This window comes from Verrucomicrobium sp. BvORR106 (assembly GCF_000739655.1).
Classification (GTDB): Bacteria; Verrucomicrobiota; Verrucomicrobiia; order Verrucomicrobiales; family Verrucomicrobiaceae; genus Verrucomicrobium.
Map to the genome: position 1 here is coordinate 58,439 of NZ_BATR01000167.1, position 22,128 is coordinate 80,566.

Genomic DNA, 22,128 nt, shown 5'->3' on the forward strand with positions numbered 1-22,128 from the left:
CCCATGCCCCCCGCAACAGCCCCTGAATCCGCATCCCTTCGTGCCGCCCAGCTCCGCGAGGAGATCCAGCATCACAACCGGCTGTACTATCAGAACGCCGCCCCGGAGATCACTGACCAGGCGTTCGACGCCCTGCTGCGGGAGTTGCAGGACCTGGAAAAGACCCATCCCGATCTGGTAACGCCGGACTCCCCCACCCAGAGAGTGGGAGGGGCCCCGCTCGAAGGGTTCACACAAGTTGCCCACCCGGTGCCGATGATGAGCCTGGACAACACCTACTCCGAAGGGGAGATGCGGGACTTCTTCCAGCGGCTGGTGAAAGGCCTGGGACGCGAGAAAGTGCGTTGCACCATTGAACCCAAGGTGGACGGCGTGGCCGTGGCCGTGCGCTATGAGGCAGGGGTGCTGAAGTACGCGGCCACACGTGGCGACGGCCGTATGGGGGATGACATCACCCAGAACCTCCGCACCATCCGTGCCCTGCCCCTCCGACTCCCGGCCAAGGTGCCGCAGACCTTTGAAGTACGAGGCGAGGTGTACATGACCCGCGCGGGATTCGACAAGATGAATCAGGAACGGGAGGAAGCAGGCGAGCCCCGCTTTGCCAACCCGAGAAACGCCACTGCCGGCTCCCTGAAACAACTGGACCCAAGGCTGGTGGCCAAACGCCCGCTGCAGGTGATCTTCTACGGCGTGGGCGATGTGGGTGAAGCCCGTCTCACCAGCCAGGACGACATCCAGAAGCTGCTGCATGATGCCGGCCTGCCCATGGCAGCCCACATCTGGCATGCAGAATCGGCCGACGAAGTGCTCGCCGCCATTCATGAACTGGATGAGAAACGGAAGTCGCTGCCCTATGATACCGACGGGGCCGTCGTGAAAGTAGACGCCTTTGCCGAGCAGCGAGATCTGGGAGCGACCAGCAAGGCCCCCCGCTGGGCTATCGCCTACAAGTATCAACCCGAACAGGCGGAGACCCGTTTGCTCTCGGTGGACATCCAGGTCGGCCGCACCGGTGCCCTCACCCCGGTGGCGCGGCTGGAGCCGGTGTTCCTCAGCGGCAGCACGGTCTCCAACGCGACGCTTCACAACTTCGAAGAGATTGTCCGGAAGGACATCCGAGTGGGTGACTATGTCATCATTGAAAAGGCGGGCGAAATCATCCCTGCCGTGGTCTCGGTCACCAAGGAGAAGCGCACCGGCGACGAGAAAGCTGTCCCTGTGCCCGTCCAGTGCCCGGTCTGCCAGAGCCCGGTCGTGAAGGACGAGACCCAAGTGGCGATCCGCTGCACCAATCCCAACTGCCCGGAGCAGGTGAAGCGTCGGTTGGAGCATTTCACCCACCGTGGGGCTATGGACATCCGCGGATTGGGCGAGCAGATGGTGGCGCAACTCGTGGACGCCCAACTGGCCGCCAATCCCGCCGACCTCTACGCCCTCAACACCCAGGCGCTCTCAAAACTGGAACGCCAAGGAACCAAGAGCATCGAGAACCTGCTCAAGGGGCTGGAGGAAAGCAAGAAGCAGGCTCCTTGGCGACTGATCTTCGGACTTGGCATTCTGCACGTCGGAGCCTCATCCGCCCGATCCCTGATGGATCACTTTGCCGCCGTCGATGCCCTCGCGAAGGCGAGCGTCGAAGACTTGCTCAAGGTCCAGGACATTGGAGGAATTGTCGCCCAGAGCATCCACGGATGGTTCCAAGTCCCTGCCAATCTGGAGTTGCTTGACCGTCTGAGGAACGCTGGTCTGCAGTTTGAAAACCCCAAGACGGAACAGGCAAGTGACACTTTCGTAGGCACCTCCTGGGTGATCACTGGGACTCTGAGCGAATCGCGTGAAGTGATCGCCGAACTGATCCGCACCCATGGTGGGAAAATGGTCTCCAGCGTGAGCAGCAAGACCACCTACCTTCTGGCTGGTGAGGAAGCTGGCAGCAAGCTGGACAAGGCCGCCAAGCTCGGGGTCAAGGTGCTGTCCGAAGCGGATTTTCGCGCCATGCTGCCCGGATAGTTTTTGTCCCAAGGTGGGCTATACCACCTATGGACAAAAATGTTACGGTGTTTCTCTTTTCTCATGCACGAATCCTGCTCCTGTTGAGGGAGCATGAGATTGTTTTCAATTGGCAATATTACAAAGGGTGATCTAGACGGCTTTTTTGGTCTTTTTATCGATAATTTGCTTCAGCTCCTGCTGATTTTCACCCTTTGCCCGCTGTTTTGCGGGATGTCGCATGCGGAGGTCACCACAAAGGTGCTTCCGGGTGCAGCGATCTCGATTCTGGTCGGGAACATCTTCTTCGCGGTGCAGGCATGGCTGCTGGCGAAGAAAGAGAACCGGAGTGATGTGACTGCGATGCCCTACGGCATCAACACGGTGAGCCTGATCGCCTACATTGTCTTCATCATGGCACCCGTGTACCGGCAGACGCAGGACGCGAGCCTGGCATGGAAGGCGGGTCTGCTGGCCTGTCTCGTGAGCGGTCTGATGGAGCTGGTGGCAGCGCTCTTTGGAGGTTGGCTACGCCAGCACACCCCACGGGCGGCACTGCTGTCCACTCTGGCAGGGATCGCGATTACCTTCATTGCCATGGGGTTCGTCTTCCAGGCCTTCGCCAACCCGGCAATTGGTTTGCTCCCCTTGCTCATCATCATTCTGGGGTATGCTGGCAAGGTGAAGCTGCCACTAGGGCTGCCGGCGGGGTTTGTGGCAGTGGTGATCGGCACGGTGCTGGCCTGGATCTTGCGCGGCTTTGGCGTACTGCCCATGCCCCTCCCCGCCGAGGGCGGTGCCCTCGGCTTTCACCCTCCGCTTTGGTATGGGGGAGAGCTGTATGAGTTCCTGATAACGCCTGTCGGTTGGGGTTACCTGTCGGTGATCATCCCCATGGGGCTTTTCAACATCATCGGCTCGCTCCAGTGCCTGGAGAGTGCTGAGGCGGCGGGTGACCGGTACTCCACCACCACATCGCTATGCGCCAACGGCGTGGGAAGCATCATAGCGGCATGTCTGGGAAGTCCATTCGCGACCACGCTCTACATCGGCCACCCGGGGTGGAAGGCCATGGGGGCACGTTGGAGCTACTCTTGGCTGAACGGCGTGGTGATCTGCGCCATCGCGTTGTTTGGTGCCGTGGGCGATGTGCTTCGATTTGTCCCACTGGAAGTGAGCTTGGGCATCCTGCTCTGGATCGGTCTGGTCATCACCGCTCAGGCGTTCCAGGCCAGCCCTAGCCACCATGCCGTGGCAGTTGCGGCCGGCCTGGCCCCTTCCATGGCAGCATGGCTGCTGGTCCAGATCCAAGAGACCCTGCGGGTGGCGGGCAAAACACTCTACGACACGGTGGATCTCTTCGGCTCGGCCCTGCACGTGAGAGGTGTCATCGCCCTGAGCCAGGGTTTCATTGTCACCTCGATCGTGTACTCCGCTGTGATCGCCTTTGTCATCGACCGGAAATACCGCGAGGCAGCCGCGTGGATGTTGGCGGCGGCCATTCTCTCGGCCATCGGCCTGATGCACGCGTACAAGCTGACCCCTAACGGCGTGGAGAATCAGTTCGGCTGGTTTGCCGCCCCAGAATTCGCGATCGTCTATGCGGTGGCGGCAGGCCTGCTGTGGCTGCTGGCAAGACGCCCGCAGACCACGACCGGCTTCGTGGCGGTGACGGGCCCGGACAACAAGATCCGGATCACCGCACGCTCCAACTGATTTCGCGCTGCGCCAATCAAGGCACCGTCACAGCCTTGGCCCCAAGAGCCCAGAGAGAGGTGTCTGTGCGCACGTACACCCGGCCATGCCCGATGGCCGGCGTGGCGTTGATGGGCCCATCCAGTTTGTTGGTCCCCAGGATCTCAAACTGAGGTCCCGCCTTGACCACCACGACGTCTCCCGTTTGGGAACTGCAATAGATCTTGCCGTCTGCTGCGACAGGGCTGGAGAAGTACTTGGTGCTGCGACCCTGGGTACCGATGACACGCTCGTTGTACACTTCCTCACCCGTCTCCAGCTTGACGCACTTCAAGATGCCGCCGTCGCCGAGGAGGTACATCAGATCGCCAATGACCAAGGGGGTCGGCACGTAGGGAATGCCCATGACGAGGCGGTACAGTTCTGTCGGCTTGTCCGCGCCGAGCTTGAGCACGGCCGATTCCTTGCCGCCGCCGCCAGACCCCATGGTGCCAAAGATGATGTCCTTGGCATACGCAAATGAACCGACACTGCGCTGGGTGAAGCCGGGATTGTGCTGCCAGGTCATCTTGCCCGTGGCGGCGTCCACGCCGAAGAATCCGCTGGTAGTATCGGCCATGATGAACTCGCTCCCTTTGGCAGTCTTCCGCACCAAGGGGGTGCTGTAGGGATTTTTGCTGTTGGGCAGCGGCAGCTTCCACTTGGTGTTGCCCGTGGCCACGTCCAACCCCAGCAGGCAGCTAGTACCCCCGCCATCTCCCTCGGGGAGCTCTGATTCACAACGGACGAGCATGACCCCTTCCGCCACCACCGCGGACGCCCCGGAGCCATGCTCATGAACATACGGTGCGAGGTTCTCCTTCCGCCAGACAAGCTTCCCTTGGTGATCCAAGGCAAGCGCCTCCACCGCGTCACCATTCGTCCAGTTCACGTAGATGCGCTCGGCATCGACAAACGGCGTTGAGGAAGCGAAGGCATTGAACTTGTGCTGCTTGTGAGGGTGGTACGGCACCTCGAACTTCCAAGCCACTGAGCCATCCGAGGCATTGAGGCACTCGACAGCGCGCTTCCCCTCCCCGGTCTCAGCGGTGAGGATGACCTTATCCTTCCACAACACGGGAGACGACCAGCCCGGCCCGACCGCAACCTTCCAGGCTGTGTTGGCTCCCTCAAAGGTGGCAGGCAGATTGGTCGCATCGGCAACGCCGCTGCCGTTGGGCCCACGAAAACGGGACCACTCCTCGGCCCGGACTCCCATAGGTGCGAAGGTCACGGCAGAAAGGGTAAGCAAGGGGAGCAGCAACGAACGGTTCATGGCGACGGAGGGAAGGGATTCAGGCAGACCAGAGAAAAAACGATACTGGAGATTCGATCACATCAAACGTCGGCACCGGGTGCAACCTTTAACCATTTCCATTCTGAAGACATTTGCGCTGGCTGGAGAATCTCCGTTACCTGAAGGAGCTCTCCCATTCACACGTAATCAATGGCCACCATGATCCTGAAGACTGCATTTTTCACCACCTTGCTCGCGTCCCTGGCGTCGGTCTCCTGCGCCAAGGACAAGGAACAGGAAAAGGCGGAAGCCGCCGCCAAGGCCAGAGCGCAGAAGGAAAAAGCCATCCAGACCGCCCGCGCAACCTCTGCCTACGGGGACTGGGTCGAGGCCGACTTCCCATTTTTTTCCACGGTGCTGGACGCCCGAGATCTGGGCGAAGGCTGGCCGAAAGACAATCTCACGCCTCGTGGCATCGTGCTGAACTTGGGCTCCAACACTTGGGCCTGCTTTGACACGGACCTTCTCCGTGTGTCTCTGATCTGGCAGGGGGAGGAGGGACAGCCGCCCATGACTCAAAATGCGCTGTCCACCGGCTCCTACCATCTGGCAGGACAGAAGACCAAGGATGGTCAGGAGGATCTGGTGAAACCCATTGGCAAGCCTTGGGTGGCCAATGGCATCTACCCGGGCTGGCAGGTGGGGGACAAAGCTGAACTGAAGGATCCCAGATCTCCCTCAAACTCCCCGGAGGAGGTGGGACGTGGGCCGCTGGATGAGAAGTTGGGCCGGTTCCTCGGGATTGAGCTCAGCAATCCGGGTCCCGTGTTGAAGTATGTGGTGGGCGGGGTGGAACTGAAGGAGTGGATCAACATCACACAGAGTGGTAGCCAGACGAAGGTGGAGCGGCACTTCCTCGTCCCGGCACACGCCCAGTCTCTGACGCTGGTCGCGGGTCAGCAGGGAGAGGCATCGTTTTCGGCGTCTATTCAGGGAAACGGGAGCGTCAAGCACTCGAACCAAGCTGGCGTCAACTATGTGACCCTGGCGGCGAGCCCGACCCCTGTGACGTTGCAGGTGCACTATGCATTGAGCTCAAAGGTGGCTCCCAATGAAGCGAAAGCCATATCGCAGGAGACGCCTGAAAAAACTTTCAGCATCCCCAAGGCGACCACTTGGACCGAGACCATCACCACCGCTGGCAAAGTCGATCCCAACACGAAGGATGCCTACGCCATCGAGGACATCCCCCTTCCCAACCCGAACCCGTGGAAGCGCAATGTCCGCGTGGCAGATCTGGCGTTCCTTGACGACCAGGGTAATGCAGCGGCCGTGACGATGGATGGCGACGTGTGGCTGATCTCTGGTCTCAAGGATGACCTCAAAGCGGTGACCTGGAAGCGCTACGCCTCAGGACTGCACGAACCCATGAGCCTGGTGGCGCGGCAGGGTGAGCTCTTTGTCTTTGATCGCAACGGTATCTGGAAACTACGCGACACGAACGGCGACCGGATGGTGGACCAGTACGAGATGTTCTGCGACCTCTTCGGCCAGACGGCGGAGACCCGTGAGTTCCCCAACAGCATGAAGCTGGCGCCGGACGGTTCCTTTGTGATCAGCAAAGGCGGCCAGGAGGGGACGACCTATGGCAAGCACAATGGCACGGTGATCCGCATCTCCCCGGACGGGAAGTCCTTCGAAGTGCTGGGCCACGGACTGCGCCAGCCTTTCATTGGGGTGCATCCCAAAACGGGCCTCGTGACAGCCAGCGACCAGCAGGGCAACTACGTGCCCTCCACTCCGCTGCAAATCATCAAGGGGGACCAGTTCTATGGTCATCTTCCCACCATCGCCCCTAAGGAACAGTACCCCGGCGCCATCGCAGATCCTCTGACCTGGATCCCCCACCCCGTCAATGCGAGCGCGGTGACGCAGACCTGGCTGGTGGGTGCCAAGATGGGCCCCCTGAATGATGAGATGATCCACATTGGCTACAACCGGCCGGAACTGTTCCGCGTGCTCATGAACGACCGGGCGCCCAAGCCCCAGGCTGCCGTGGTGCCTTTCACCCAAGACCTGGATTTCGCGCCTCTCAACGGGGCGGTGAATCCGGCAGACGGTCAGTTTTATGTGACGGGATTCCAAATCTGGGGCACCACGGCCAAGCGCATCAGCGGGCTCGCTCGCGTCCACTACACCGGCGGACGCCGGGTGTTGCTCACCGGTCTGGTGCCCATGGACAAGGGCGTGCTGCTGCGTTTCAACGAACCGCTGGACTCCAAGTCGGCGACGGATCCCGCCAGCTACAGCGTGGAGCGCTGGAACTACAAGCGCACCTTTGACTACGGTTCCCCCCACCTGAAGCTGGACGGTACTCCCGGCCAGGAATGGATGATGCCCAGCAGCGCCTATCTCTCCAAGGATGGCAAGTCAGTCTTCGTCGGCATCCCCGACATGAAGCCGGTGATGCAAATGCGTACCGGATGGGGCATCAAGGGCAGCGAGGGCCTGGAAGCGCACAACAACGCCTACTTCACCCCGTACGAGCTGACCAAGTTTGAACCCGAAAAGGAAGGGTTCGAGTCGCTTACAGTGGATCTCACGCCCCGCAAGGCGTTGGTGGTGGAGGCAGCCAAGCCAACCGTGGAGGAAGGGTTCAAGCTGTACCAGATGATCGGCTGCATGGCCTGCCACTCGACGGATGGAAGCGTGGTAGGCAAGGTGGGCCCCAGCTGGAAGGGCCTCTTTGGCAGTGACCGGCTGCTCAAGGATGGCAAGAAGACCCTCGCCGATGAAGCCTATCTCCGTGAGTCCATCCTCAATCCCAGCGCGAAGGTGGTGAAGGGCTTTGAGAAATTCGACGCCGGGATGCCCATCTACGCCGGGATCCTCAACGATTCACAAATCGAGTCCCTCGTTCTCTATATCAAGACGCTGAAGTAGTACAGAAGGTGCGTGTCAGAAGACACGACGACAGGAGCAGGGGTTTTCAACCCCGTTTCAGTCATTCCATTCCACATATGTCTCAGCTTGGGGCGCGGGATTAAGAATCCCGCCTCCACGCAGGTCATCGTTCACTTCACATTTTCAGAGTCTGAATCGCTATATGGGAATGATCGTTCCCAAACCGAATACTCTCCCTTACGAAGGCCAGATTTTACGGGATTGTCTCGCACATACTGCCTGCACAGCAAGTGGTGCAAGGGATGTCGCAAAAGCCGATCCCAGTAGCGTTCCTGCCACAATTCTCCGCTTCTGCCGAGAATGTGATTGATCTGTCGCGCCGTGTGCCGTTTCCAACTATGTAAGATCGCCGCAAGTTTATGCGGATAAAGTGGGCGGAAGATCACGTGCACGTGGTTTGGCATTACCGCATAGCTGTCCAGTTCATACCTCGATCCATCAAAATGATGTAGTGCCCCAGCAACCAACTGGTTCATCTCAGAGTTTCGGAGGATGCAGCTTCCACTTCCAGCATCAAGCCAACGGTCCACTTCGTTGGAAAAGCGTCGATGGTACTCACCCTCCACCTCCTCTGCCCAAGGCTGGGGATGCAGATCAAGCCAGATCCGACGGTGTTCAGCCAGTTTACGCAGTTTCGACTGGGGAATCGCGTCAGCCAACCGCCAAGTCACAAAAACATAGACCTCTCCTTGCTGCCAATGTGGCAGCACTTGGCCATGCTTGGCAACGGGCTCCTCTGGATGATAATACTCAGGGGGCATGAAGATGTTTTCTCCATACCCCACCCCACGTCCTTTCGCAACGAAAAGGAGCAGGGGGTTCCAACCCCGTACGTGCAAGCAGCCCAGAGCGCGCAGGCCAAGCGGAAGTCGCCCCACCACCACACGTCCCTCCTCCGCTCCAGTGCGGGATTGAAAATCCCGCCTCCCTTTCATCTAATTCATGCTCCCACCACCGCTCCGCTATCGTCAGCCGGAGCGTTGACGGGAGCAGCTTTGCGCGGTTGTTTCCTGAAGAGCCCCAGTAAGTCATCCACCGCCAAATAGCACAAGGGCACCAAGTACAGTGTGATGACCGTGGCGAAGAGGCTGCCGTAGCCCATGGCAACAGACACGGGTAGCAGGAACTGGTTGTGGGTGCTCTGCGGGCTGTTGTCGAAGATGAGCGGCACCAGTCCAAAGAACGTGGTGATCTGTGTGAGCAGGATGGCACGGAATCGCGCAGCGCCCCCCTCCCGTGCGGCCAGCTGGAGGTCCCCGGTTTCGTCCCGCTGCGAGTTGATTTCATCCACCAGGACGAGCGTGTCATTCACGATCACTCCGGACACAGCGAGCATCCCAAAGAGGCTCATCATGCTGACGGGCATGCCATGAAACAAGTGCCCGAGCACGGCCCCCACCACCCCGAAGGGTATGACGAGCAAGACAATGAGGGGCTGGGTGTAGGACTTGAACGGAATGGCCATCATCGCATAGAGCCCCAGCCCCACGACGATCAGCGCCATCCAGCCGGCCGATGCAGATTCCCTCTCTGATCTCGCCTCGCCCTCGAAGCTCCAGTGCACATGAGGGTGCGCCGCCATGAGGTCAGTCAGATACTCCGATAGGCCGGCACGCACCACGGCCACGTCAGTGCTGGATTTGTCCACATCCGCGGTCACATTCAACGCTCGGCGACGGTCTACCCGCCGGATGTTGGTGAAGCTCTTGTCCACCTTGATCTCCGCCACGCTCGAGAAGGGCAACTCCAGCCCGTCCGGGAGACGAACCCTCATGGTGTCCAGAGTGGCGAGGTTGCGTCGCTCATTCCGAGGGGAGCGGACCATGACCTTCAACTCATTGCGTCCGCGCTGGATGCGCTGCACCTCGAACCCATAGAACGCCTGCCGCACCTGGCGGGCAAGGTCGTTCACTGTCACGCCAAACTGCCGGGCTTCAGGCTTCAGCCGTAGCTGGATCTCGTTGCGACCGGAGTCGAGAGAGTCTGCGATATCAAACACTCCGCGATACTGACCCAGCTTCTCTTTGATCTGGCTGGAAAGGGCCAGCAACTCCTGCGGATTGGTGCCGGAAAGCTGAACGTCAATCGGATCACCGCTGCGCAGGATCTCCGCCCGAAAATTGAGCTCCTCTGCACCAACGATTTGGCCGATACGGCGGCGCCATTCATTGGCGATGTCAGGGGTCCGCACCTTGAGACTGCGCTCCTCTGGACCGTAGCACTCCATGTTGACCTCACCCAAGTGAGACACGCCCCCACTGCCTCCCGTACTGCCAGTGAGTCGAGTGGTCCCGGTGGTGGCAAGGATGTGGCGGATGACTGGCTTGCCATCTGGCCCGACGTACTCCCGCCGGAGCTGCTCGCCGATTTCATAGATCCTGGCGATGTGGCGGTCAGTCACCTCAAACGGGGTGCCATCCAGCATAGTGAGCCGGGCCTCGATCCGCTCGCTGTCGATCCTCGGGAACTTTACAAACAGAATGCGCCCCCCAAAGAAGAAGCCGCAGAGAACCAACAGGCCGCCAAAGAATATGGCCAGCACGGTGTAGCGATTCTGCAGGCTCCACTTGATGGAGGGCCGGTAGAGGCGGGTGATCACCCATTGCAGGCAGCCATCGGTGAAGTTGTAAAACGGCGCCAGATACTTCATCACCGGCTCCATGAAGGGGTGCGCCAGGTGAGCGGGCAGGATGATTTTTGTCTCCACCAGCGCGATCAGCATCACGGTCACAAAAACGAGTGCGATCGGCTGGAACATCCGCGCCCAATCCCCTTTCTCAAACACCATGGGTAGGAACGCCATGACGGTGGTAAGCACCCCGAAGGTAATCGGTACTGCCATCCTCCGAGTCCCCTCAATGGCTGCCTGCAAGGGAGGCATGCCCTGCCGTTGCAGCTTGTCCACATGCTCGCTGATCACGATGGCGTCATCCACGACGATTCCCAACACGAGGATGAACCCGAACAGTGTGGAGGTATTGATGGTAATACCCAGCCACGGCATGAGGGCGAAGGCCCCCATAAAGGCCACCGGCAGCCCCAATGCCACCCAGAATACGGAGTCCAGCCGCAGAAACAGACCAATGCAGAGAAAGACCAGAATCAGGGAACTCTGAGCATTGCCCAGCAGGAGATCGATGCGTCCTTTGACGATTTTGGATCGGTCGTTCCAGTACTCGATGGTGACGCCATCCGGCAACTTGCCGCGGGCGGCTTCAATGTAGCTTTTGACATCGTCTGCGATCTTGATGGCATTCTGGGAGCCCTCGCGCATGACGTTGACCACCACACACTTTTTGCCATTCAGTCTGGCGACCAGCGGGTTTTCATTGAACCCGTCCTCGATCATCGCAATGTCGCCCAAGGTCAGCTTGGTGCCGTCTTCCCGGGTGAGCACCACGACCTTTGCATAGTCATCACCGCTGTAGGCCCGGCCTCGCGTACGGATAGCCACATCACCCGACTCCGTCTGCACCACGCCAGCAGGGAGATCAATGGCGGCACTTTGAATGGCCCGGCTGATCGATTCCAGCGTGAGTCCATACTTGCGCAACGTCGCCTCTGGGATCTCCATGCTGATCTCCAGCGGCCGGATGCCGCCAAGAGACACGTGTGAAATCCCTGGCAGCGCCCCCACTTCATCCCGCACCTGTTCCCCCAACCGACGGAGGTCCCGATCCGCCATCTCTGCCGAGATGACCACGGTGATCACGGACATGAACCAGTCATCCAGCTGCACCACGGGTTTCTCAGCCTCTTCGGGAAACTGCGGCACCGCATCCACGCGGATTTTCACATCCTCCAGGACCTGACGGGGATCACTCCCCTCCTCCACTTCGATGCTGATGTTCGCCCCGCTGGAACTGGCGGTGGAATTGATGTGCTTGATGCCCTGAACCTGCTGAATCGCCTCCTCGATCCTCAGCACGATCATTTCCTCCACCTCTTCCGGTGTGGCACCTGGATAGGGCACACTGACCGAAAGCATCCGGGAAGGCACATCCGGAAAGACCTCCAACGGGATCTTTCCGGAGAACAAAGTCCAAGCCCCCGCCGCCACCACCGCGAGCATGAGGAGGTTGGCAGCGACGTGATTGCGGGCGAACCAGGAGATCATCGGCCGATAAGGGCCTTCATCAAATCACAACCCTAAACACTCTGCATTCTCAATTGTCGAGTGGTCACAAATTCACTTCGATTGCGCCCCTCTGTACCAACGCTACAACTCTGGCTGATACGTGCGCGAGTGGCCAGTATAGGGATCAATTTGGATGGCGAAGTAGTTTGCTACCGCTGCACCGCCTTCGGCATCAGAAGTCGCAACGAGGGTGAGGTAGGCATCTGGAAGAAAGAGCGACTCAGCCACTTTAATACCCGCTGTGCCAGCCCCACCTGGAGAGCCTGATGCCACCCGCTTGACGACCCCATCTGGATAGAACCGAAGCGCAACGTACTTGGCCTCTGCACGCTCAAATCGCGGACTTCCGGGCCCTCCAGAGCCGTCAGGTTGAAGTTTGTCACTAGCAAGGAGCGGAGACGCGGGATAACTGGCAATGTTTGAGGAAGAAATAATGACTCCTGACTCCAAGATGAAGGGTGCCCCCATCACTTTCACATTTTCCGTGGATACGCCAGAGGCATTGGATGCCACGTCTACACTAAAGAATTGGTAGGCTCCGAATTGCTCACCATACTGCGGATCATCTGGCTCAGTAAATTTGTAGAACCTCAGTTCAATCGGACGGTTCATTGACGCCGCGGCCTGCTGAGCTTGGGCGAGCCGTCCAAGGAGATTCTGACCGGCAGAAGTCAATCGACTTGCCTTCATCGAACCGATCAGACCAGGAGTGGCCAGAGCCACCAAAAGCCCAATGATCGCGATAACTACGATCATTTCGATCAAGGTGAACCCGGAGCGGCATTTGCGCAATTGAGCACGCAAACTAAAATTGCTAAGTTTCATGCGAGGAATCAAATCTTGTCGAGCAAACTCAACTCAATCTCACAGGCTCCAGCGGGAACCCCTGAGTTCGACAGTAGTCCGAAAAATACGGAAGTTTACTTTTTCGTTCACCAGCCGCACTTCAAGACTTTTCAAGTCAGCCGCAATCGCACTCTCGCTTGCCGTGGTGAAAGGAGCCGTACCAGCCAAATCAATCGGCGCAGAATCGTGATTGTAATCCAACTGGCTGGCAGAACTTTCATCTAATGCCACCATGATGACATCGACAAGAGGAGGGAGGAGGTGCTGAGTTCCCTGGGGTGACAAGGAAGTAGCGGTTGATGGCGCCGCCACCGCAGAATTGTAGGTGTAGTCACTAGCAATCCAGTAAGGATTGTTCACCGTGGCTGAAGGCGCACGGGAAACCTTGGGGGCCACAATTAGGGCCAGTATGTTCTCGGCGACCGGGCGGGTAAGGCCACGCGTCGTCGAGTTGCCAGTGCTCACGGCCCCCCCCTCAGCAGATTTGTTCAACTCCGTGCCGGCATCAGAAAACCAATCCAACGTGGAAGCCCCCGAACGCCGGTTGTAGTAGATCATGTTGCGCTCTGCTGAAGGAGAATACTCCATCAACCTGTATCGAAACTTATCTTTGGTCACGAACGGGGGTCGAATAGCCGCGTCGTTTCCAAACTGGACAAAATATCCTCTCGCGCACAGCATGTTGGAGAACTGCGTGTGCTCAGGAAGCTCCGCCACTCCAAGTGGTGCCTGAAAAAACACTGCGTGGTAAGGCAATCGAGACGCGTCTCCCGTGCCCGATCCCGCCCCCTTGACGAGTGTTGCGGCACGTCCGCAAACGAATTGGAGCTCTGACTGTCGGATATAACGTGTGGGAATCTGATTGGTAGCAGTCACACCGCCTTGGTCATAGTCCCAGTAGGCGTTCAATGTGGACTGGCTCAAGCTCCTGGTAATCAGGTCGAATGCAAAACGGGCTTCCCGAAACTGGGTTGCACGTCCAGAAGCATACTTCCAGGCCTTCTGCGTTTCACCGATAACGCCGGCAACAATGGTCATCAGAATCGCCAAAATGGTGATAGACACCAGCAATTCGATCAACGTGAAGCCACTGCTGGCAGATCCAAGGCACTTGCGCCGACGTCCATCTGCAAGCCAATTAAAGGTAGGTCTCATAGGAAACTTCCGAAGCAACATGATGATCAGTTGGTCTTGGCAATGAGAAAACTGTGCATCGAGTAACGAGCCTTGTTGTTTGGCCCGAAATCAAAGTTGGTGTTCGGCACACTCGCTACTTTCACAATGAGACGCCGCAGGAAAGGATGAGCTTTATTGTCCTTCGATCCAGGCATCGTCACGGTGGAAACAGTGCTGTCCGTTTCTCCCGGCACTTCCACACGGGCCACATAAGCAATACGAAGAGTCTCACTGCCTTCCACGGACACCCCTTGATCATCGTAATAACGATTCGGGGTATTCCCCACAGGAAACGCTGTGGTTTGGTCCGACCAGTTGACCTGCTGGACCTCCCCTGAGATCTGCTGAACGATTCGCGTTTCTGCAGCCAAGTTCCCTGTTTTTCGGGAAAGCTCCAGCCCCTGCGGAAGCAAGCCCATGATAGCAAGCAACCCTAGAGAAGCGATAGCAACCGCCAGCGCAGTTTCTGGAAGAGAGAACCCACCTGATCCAGGATTGCGAAAATTGGGATTTTTCATACCTTAAAAGTTTGAAGTCAACTTATTGCCTGTCGTGCACCGCCCATTAAGGAGCGAAGCGCTTGTGCTCAAGAACACGGAAGCGATAGAAACTGTCCAACGGTGTTTTGGACAACGGACTAGTTCCATCGGCATAGTTGGGCAATGGATTGGCAGTATCATTCGGATCGATGTAACGCTCGATCAGAGTGGAACCACGATACTCGCTAGCGATGGAGTCTTTGTCAGCAGCGAACTCGGAGGGAGCAATTGACCGAGCCTTCTTGATCACCTGCGTCCTAAAGTGGACACGGAAGGTGTTGGAGCGAGTGGTCAACTTAGGATAGATGTTCGTGTAAGCCCGCTCCTTTGAGTTATCGCCAGTCAGCGCGTGCTCCTCCCAGAACGCTCCCATAACCGAGTCCCGATTGGCCGCATTGGTAGCAGGAATGTTGCTTCCAGTAACCGAAGTCGGGATCAAGTGAAGCTCACAAATCTGAGTAGGCGACCTCAGCAGTCCCTGACGAGTTTCAGGTTTCACATCGGGATCGAAGTTGAACCGTTCAGTGAACTGCTTCACAGTTTCCTCAACATTCACCCGTCGATGCCAATAGGCATTCGTGGTAGCAGCCCCTTCCGTCCAGAAAGTGTAAGGGAAAGTCCCGCTCAAATAGCCCTTGTAGTGAGCCGTACCATCATGGCCTCCATCCAGTTTTCCAGCTGCAGCGGAACGATTCACAGCAGTTAACAATTCACCTTTGAGCACCGCCCACAAGCCAGTCGTGCGATTGATGTACGTGAATGGCACAATCTGTTGATTCACGTTGATCTTACCAGCTTGGGACAAAGGTTCACTGATAGCATAGGGTTCCACCACGGGCATGTTGAACATGTCCATGATCAAGTGGTCAGGTGGATTCTGTGCACCAGGGTGATCTTTTGCCGTGGTTCCGGACTCCGCAAGATTGGGCATCGGAGCATGAGGACGGAATAACAAGGTTTGCCAAGGTCTTCCAGGACCAGTGTATCCGGTAACACCACCAGTTGGACTGTTGAACACCGCGGTTGGCAGGGATCCAAACATGCCAGGGGACGGAATCAAACGGTTGGGGGTAAAGTATCGATCATCGCTGGTTTTATCTGGCTCCATCTCCCAGCTGTCGGTGAAATAGGCATTACGCAGCTCCTTTTCGGCACCAGGAGGATTGCGCCAGAAGTTAAGTTTACTGAAGTTGCCTTCGTCGGGCTTGTTCACGAACGCACCATCGCGGGAACTTCCGACACCGTTGTCATAGTCCATGAAGCTGTTAAGCGCCTGAAGCGCGACAGCGGTACGTGGCATATCTGGCACCTTGCTGTTCAGGTACCGTTTCTTGAGAACTTTCACAAACTGAGTGCCGCCCGCAGACGCACCAGCAGCAGGTGTGTTGTCGTTGCCCAAGTCAACTCCAGCCTCGGCATCTCCATTGTGGGCGGTGAAATTGTGGGCATTCGGTCGGCCAGCATCTGCCCAGTAGCGGTGGGGCTGCCAGATGCTTGCTGGCACGTCATAACGTGCGGCAATGATGCGATAGTCGCCCAATGCGGGAATCACAGTCCTCACGACGTCAGATCCGAGATTCGTGCTCAGTTCACTATAGAGAGTGGAGAAACTTTCCACGCCTGTAAAACGCCCCAACAGACGCTCACCAAAGCCATTGGGATCTGAAGTGACACTTCCGGTTGTCGCCCCCATTTCCTTCACGTTCAGATGGAATGGATTATAAGCGCCTTCGCGGTAGTACCGACCAAGGGCACCATCAGCGTTAAAGGCCCAGAAACGCGGTCCTTCCACAGCACGAATGATCCGTTTACGACCACTTGGATAATCCTCTCTTTTGTTCCAAGCACGCTTAGCAAGCGTAGGCGCCGGCGTACTCATTTTGGCCGTCCCAAAGGCTTGGGCAAAATTGACAGTCATCTTCTGAACTGGCACCTTATTCTCCCAATCGTGACTGTCATAGATTTCGATGTTCATGCCCCCAGTCGCAGGGAAAACAACTTCCATGTTTTTGGTGTTGTCGACGGTAAAGAAGCTCGAAACCAAGTCGCAGTTAACTAATTTTCCGTGCTTGGAATTGTCAGTCGTGTCATAACCCGTATCGGGTGGCATGCGATCAGCCCCCTTCAGTTTGAATCCACTATATAGTGCTCGGGGAGGCGAGACACCACCTGTGCGGTGGACGCCCGACGGGGTATACACGTTGCCAGCAGACTTGACGATGGTGTCTTTGGCGGTGCTGAAGATGGGCTGCCCGTTCACCGTGATGGCACTGATATAGTCACCGTCCAGCTTGATGGTATACTCTGGGTGGATCAACGTCCACCCTTCCATCGGAACAAAAAGCTCCAAATTGAGCAACGCTTGGACGCGTTTTTCAGTTGGCTTCAGCTCCGTGTCTTCAGCCAAAGTGCAGTTCCAGTTACGAGGATCGTAGCCAGGATGCTTGTTGGCATTTTTGGGATCAACTGGGGGCGCTGGATACTTGGTACCATACTTACCGGGAGTGGGGAAGGGAGGGTAGTTGGAATACCAATAGGCGTTCGCAACGCCATCAGGAAACAGATAAGCAGGATAGGCTTGGCCGTTGCCTTCATTCTTGTACTGGTTGACGAGATCTACGTTGATCCGCTCTGCGGTACCACCACCGCTAATGACTCCACCGGGGTCGTTGGCTGGAAACTTGAAGCTATTGGCGTCATTCTGACCATCAGCGGTACAGATGAACTGCATACCCACCTCTGAGATGGTGAAGTTGCGCCCAAATCCCATGTAGGTGGAGGCCTGCGTGCCACCGCCAGGCTTCCAGTGGGATGGCGTTACCTGACCATGCCCAGGCCATCCGTTGTCCGCCACATTCCTGGCAGCTACCGTGGTACTCCCATCGGCGGTTCTGTTGCGGAGCGCCAAGGGGTTAGTATAGGTGAAATACTGACTGGGAGACTGATTGTAAACGTCTTTGGCGGCACCAGGAGCCAGAATGGAATTATTGTTCTTTGAGAGAATGTCGTCGTAAAGATTGGTGGCACGCACATAGTCAAAGATCTGCACAAGGATCTGCCGCGCGTTGTCCGCACCGTACTTGGCTTCAAATGACGCTTTAGCTGACGATCCCGCGGCTCCGGTGTTCGGCAGCTGCATTTGCATCAGCTTAAGCAAATACAGCATCAGGTTCGAATTCCTCGTGATGTTGATGTCGAAATTGGAGTCGTGGGCACGCTCCCGCTGAAAATAGTAAGGATGCGATCCGGAAGGACCCGCCCCGCCATTCAAAGTGGAGCAGAAGGCAATAAGCTGATCGTAAGGAGTCCGGTACTTGTCGTTGTTCTGCGTACTGATGGGCCACATAGAGACCCGGGGCAGCCCCATAATGTTGAATTCCGGAGCACGACTCTGTGCAGTCAGGAAGAAGCGGGAACGTTCCAACACCGACTCATCGAAGATCACGTTGCCACTGGAATCCGTGATATTGTTTACACGACGACGGACACCGTTTCGGTCTTCAGTGAAAAGCAGTTCGTCCAGGGACGCAAACAGACGCTCCAGTGAAGAGCCGCTCAGATCGACCTTGGCGGCCTCTGTACCGGTGTAGGAGTCTTGCGCAAAGACCAGGGTTCCGCACTTCGAGCCCCCAAGATTGATCTTGGGGATCATCGTGTAGATGGCTTCCTTAATGTTGATGATCCGTTGTTGCTCTGAAGAAGTCCGCCCAAAGAGATCAACAAGATCACGTGCAGGGATTTGTTGAGGGTTGGGATAGAGCACCGAACTCAGTGCAACAGTGGCAGGATGCCCAGGGAATCTCTGATATTCTCTGGCAGTCGATGGCTTTTCTGCCCACTCATGTTCACGCTCATGATAGAACCGTGGCACGCCCCAAAATGTCGGCTCAGAGGCGGTATTGATGTTCACTTTGCAGCTCTCGTCATCCGTCCAGAATGCGATACGACCCACAATTGGATTGTCGACAGTCGGAGCACTCGCCCCTGGAGCCGGGATGAAGATGTTGCTGGACGAAAGTGTTCCCATGGTCCCGTCCTTGAGAACGTAAATCCATTCTACGGGCATCGGCACTCGCTGCGCCTCTGGTGTCGCGGCACCACCTGGAAGCACAACGCCGCCAATGCTCCCCCCCCGGTGCCCCCAACAGTTGGAAACTGACTGGAGTAGCTAAACCCTTCAATTGACGGGTTGGTGGTACTGGTGGTGAAACTGCGTGGATCAACCACCGGGAAAAACACATCCAGACCCGACCCATTGGCTTTAGAACGGACCACAGGATCGTTCAAATCCACAAATCGATTGGGTTGGCCATTCCAGTCAGTGGGCAGAGGCACACCATCTTTCCCCGCTACAAACCTCTTCTCCCCTGCTGCGCCCGCCTGAATCACCTCCATTTCAGCATCAGAGAACAGCTTGTATCCTGCCGCAAACTGACCATTGGCATTGTACTTTCTGGCTCCGCCAGGTTGGGTGACGTGGAACATTCTCACCGTCGGGCTTTCTTGGCGCGCAGCCTTTTGGAGCTGCCCCATGACCACATTCACCGACATATCACCGAATTGTCGCGCAGTCTGTCCTGCAGCATACCCCTGAGTCGACTTGAACTCGTTATCGGCATTGGAGAATAGTGCCAACAAAAGGATGGTAGCCAGAGCCAGCACCGATACAACGGTAATGAGGGCCATTCCCTTGCGCCCCACGGCATGCTTGAATGTAAGTAATCTCATAGGTGGCTCTAAATAATTTTCACGATTCAATCAAATCTGGAGCGAGCAGTCAACGGAATTACTTTGTAATTACCCAGGGTGACCAACTTTTCAGAATGCATAGCAATCCGCCACACAATGTCAATACATCGCCATCAGGAATGCTCAATTCCAAAGCCTCTGGCAGACTAGATGACGGATGGTGGCACGTCTAGATGGGACCTGAACCAACCAGCTACCTCCGGCGACGGCCGAAAATAGCAAGCAGTCCAAACAACATGAGCATCATGCGCCCTGGTTCAGGCACCACCGTGATCGTGCCGGCGGTATAGAGATTGGCCAAGCTCCAGGACAATCCAGCACTCAACTGAGGAAGATCCAACGTGGGAGTCACGGTGAAGTCCGTTCCCGTACGTGTGACGGCACCCCATTCGAACAACTTCCACGAGTCCCCTGCGACAAATGTCATCGAGTCGAGCGCAGTGTTAACCTGCAACTTGGCACCACTCTGGATATCAAGATTACCAGTAATGGCCAGTCGGTCGTTGGCCGCGAGGTTCCCCGTTTGATCACCACCTGCGGTGAACAGGTCGAAGGTGAGCACCCCAGTATTCGCAAACTGTAGCGTGGATCCGGCGGCTGAAGTATTGATGGTCAGTTTACCAGCAACATTGCCATCTCCTGGCGCAAGAGTGCCCTGAACAAGGATGGTCTTGGCGGCAGCCGGAGTGATGAAACCTGTGCCACTCATGCGTGCGTTTTGAGCCACGGTGACCCCGCCAGTTCCCGTTCCGGAGGAGCCGATGAGATTGTTCACCACCAATTCACCAACATTCACCAAGGTATTCCCTGTGTAGGTATTGGCCCCTGACAATGTCAGTTTACCGCTGCCGTTCTTGGCTAGCCCACCCGTGCCAGTCGAGATCACTCCCTTAATGTTCAGATTTCCCGCGCCATCCACTGTGAGATCCCGGTTGACCCCGGTGATGCTACTGGTGGCAGCGATTTCCAAACTGGATCCAGACTCCATCTGAATCTCGGAGTTGGTCTCAAGAGTGATGACACCGGTGTAGACGTTGTTACCAGCAATGTTCTGAAGTGCACCGCTGCCCAAAACGCCGTCACCATTCAGGGTGATGTTTTCATCAACAATATTGAGATTGCCGCCTGAGCCGTCGAGTTGAAGTCCGGCACCAGCATTCACCTTGGTGCCTGCGGTGGTAGCACCGAGAGCAGTGTTGCTCTTGATCCGAAGCAACCCTTGGCTCACGATGGTTTGCCCCTTGTAGGTGTTGGCTCCATTCAATGTCACCACCCCAGTTCCAATCTTCGTCAGCGCCAAGATGTCCAAGGAATCTGACTCGGAGAAAATCCCGTTGAAGGTGACTCCGTTGCCAGTGTTGGAGCTGGATGTCAGGAACAGTTCCTCCGTCTCCGCCGCTGCTGCCAGGCTACGCATGGTGACATTGCCGTTGAACACCGCTGTTCCCGTCATGTCCGACGCGCCGCCGATGGTTGAAGTTGCAGTGCCGTTGGCATTGATATCCACCAGGTTGTTGATGGTGACACCACTGACCGAGGCGAGAAGCGCCACATTGCTGGCGTTCGCGTCCTTCACCCATACCACAGGATCCGTATCGCCACGGTTCAAGTTGTTAACGGTCTGTGTAGCGGCAAAGTAGGTGGTGTTCGCACTGGTTCCGTTGAGCACAAGCACAGTGGTGCCGTACTTGGTCTTCACAGAACCATCAGGATCTGCCACACGCCGAAGGTTCATGGTATTGCCCGTGACGCTCACGATCTCATAAACACCATTTTGCTCGGGGCTCCCCCCCTCATCCTTGACGAGGATTCTCTTTCCGACATCAGCCGCAGTATAAAGGTTGCCATCAACGGTTCGGTCAACCCCCACAAAAGCGCCAGGTCCCGCACCATCCGGCGTGGTGGAAGCTCCATTGTGATCGGCCATGAAGACGCCACCCTTTAAAGTCATGGACGCGCCATTCGTTGCCCGATCCACGGTAGAAGCAGGGGCGACGATCGGCTTAATTGCATCCCCCAACTCAACCACGCTGCTTCCAAGTCCATTGCTATGCCCCACACGAACGGTACCAGATCGAATGATCGTTCCGCCATTGATGGCATCCGCCGAGACAGTTCCCATCCCAGTTCCGTAGGTGTTGGCCTGGGTTAACTCTACAGTCCCACCGCCAATCACGGTCATACCACCTGCGCCGCTCACCACACCATTAAATGTGTTTTTCCCACCCACACTGGAGGAGATGTAGGTCCTACGGCCCAATGAAGTGGTTCCGTTGAAATTGACGTTGCCCGTACCGCTCAACAAGGAGACGCCAGTACTGTTCCTCGTGCCAACAACAATGTTGTTGGACAAAGTTCCTGCACCGAGATCAAGGTGAATGAAATCGTCAATCGTCGAGTCACTGGTATCACCCATCCGGATATTGCCAGTACCGAAAGCCGTAGCGGGATTGTTCGCGAGGAGCCGCCCGTTTCCAAGTATCGTTCCCCCTCTGTAGGTATTGGTTCCCGTCAGACTCAAAGTTCCCAGGCCAGTTTTGATAAATGCCCCCGTATCAGCACCTGTGAGATTTCCACTCAAGATGGCGTCCACATCGGCAGAGCTGTTGTCAGCACGCACCACCCGATCCGAAGACCCTAAATTAATCGGGTTCTGGAAATCGATCGTGAATCCGGAGTCCGGAGCACCAAGAATCAAGGTGCCCCCAGCAGGAACGAAGTAATTCTTGTCCCAAGTCATCACCGCACTTGCG

12 protein-coding genes are annotated in these 22,128 nt (G+C 56.9%); 3 read left to right on the top strand and 9 right to left on the bottom strand.

The genetic code is table 11. The features are described from left to right. Window positions 1-3 precede the first annotated feature (3 nt). Both ligA and BV106_RS30305 read left to right on the top strand, forming a co-directional pair. Window positions 4-2,013, top strand: a complete 2,010-nt coding sequence (gene ligA / locus BV106_RS30300) for an NAD-dependent DNA ligase LigA (RefSeq protein WP_038171121.1) — start codon at window positions 4-6, stop codon at window positions 2,011-2,013. Window positions 2,014-2,106: 93 nt separating this feature from the next. Then, entirely contained in the window at window positions 2,107-3,708 is a 1,602-nt protein-coding gene (locus BV106_RS30305) for an NCS2 family permease (RefSeq protein ID WP_265596229.1), read from the top strand. A gap of 16 nt (window positions 3,709-3,724) precedes the next feature. Here the strand turns inward: BV106_RS30305 and BV106_RS30310 are convergent, their stop codons facing one another. After that, the gene (locus BV106_RS30310; protein WP_038171123.1) at window positions 3,725-5,002 is read right to left on the bottom strand and encodes a PQQ-binding-like beta-propeller repeat protein; all 1,278 of its coding nucleotides are present in this window, start codon (window positions 5,000-5,002) and stop codon (window positions 3,725-3,727) included. A gap of 180 nt (window positions 5,003-5,182) precedes the next feature. Here BV106_RS30310 and BV106_RS30315 point away from each other — a divergent pair, with 180 nt between their 5' ends. Further along, window positions 5,183-7,906 carry a DUF6797 domain-containing protein gene (locus BV106_RS30315; RefSeq protein WP_038171180.1) on the top strand — a complete coding sequence of 908 codons (2,724 nt, stop codon included), beginning with the start codon at window positions 5,183-5,185 and terminating at the stop codon, window positions 7,904-7,906. Window positions 7,907-8,037: 131 nt separating this feature from the next. Here BV106_RS30315 and BV106_RS37715 read toward each other — a convergent pair whose 3' ends face one another. The 8 genes from BV106_RS37715 to BV106_RS30350 form a co-directional block, all read right to left on the bottom strand. Continuing rightward, a complete protein-coding gene (locus BV106_RS37715) occupies window positions 8,038-8,688 on the bottom strand; it encodes a transposase (protein ID WP_081892463.1) in 651 nt (216 codons plus the stop codon). Window positions 8,689-8,867: 179 nt separating this feature from the next. Next, a complete protein-coding gene (locus tag BV106_RS30320; RefSeq protein ID WP_038171125.1) occupies window positions 8,868-12,044 on the bottom strand; it encodes an efflux RND transporter permease subunit in 3,177 nt (1,058 codons plus the stop codon). 102 nt (window positions 12,045-12,146) lie between these two features. Then, entirely contained in the window at window positions 12,147-12,890 is a 744-nt protein-coding gene (gene vccD, locus BV106_RS30325; protein WP_081892456.1) for a Verru_Chthon cassette protein D, read from the bottom strand. A 39-nt stretch (window positions 12,891-12,929) separates the two neighbouring features. Further along, complete coding sequence (gene vccC, locus BV106_RS30330; RefSeq protein ID WP_265596230.1) at window positions 12,930-14,066, bottom strand: Verru_Chthon cassette protein C; 1,137 nt, start codon at window positions 14,064-14,066, stop codon at window positions 12,930-12,932. A gap of 26 nt (window positions 14,067-14,092) precedes the next feature. Next, window positions 14,093-14,605 (bottom strand): Verru_Chthon cassette protein B, encoded by a 513-nt coding sequence (gene vccB, locus BV106_RS30335; protein ID WP_038171132.1) that lies wholly within the window; start codon window positions 14,603-14,605, stop codon window positions 14,093-14,095. A 46-nt stretch (window positions 14,606-14,651) separates the two neighbouring features. Next, window positions 14,652-18,737 carry a Verru_Chthon cassette protein A gene (vccA, locus tag BV106_RS30340; protein WP_306301644.1) on the bottom strand — a complete coding sequence of 1,362 codons (4,086 nt, stop codon included), beginning with the start codon at window positions 18,735-18,737 and terminating at the stop codon, window positions 14,652-14,654. Further along, the gene (locus BV106_RS30345) at window positions 18,683-19,354 is read right to left on the bottom strand and encodes a hypothetical protein (protein ID WP_038171136.1); all 672 of its coding nucleotides are present in this window, start codon (window positions 19,352-19,354) and stop codon (window positions 18,683-18,685) included. Before BV106_RS30345 ends, vccA begins: the two co-directional genes overlap by 55 nt. 214 nt (window positions 19,355-19,568) lie before the next feature. Continuing rightward, complete coding sequence (locus BV106_RS30350) at window positions 19,569-22,115, bottom strand: autotransporter-associated beta strand repeat-containing protein (RefSeq protein ID WP_265596231.1); 2,547 nt, start codon at window positions 22,113-22,115, stop codon at window positions 19,569-19,571. Window positions 22,116-22,128: the final 13 nt, after the last annotated feature.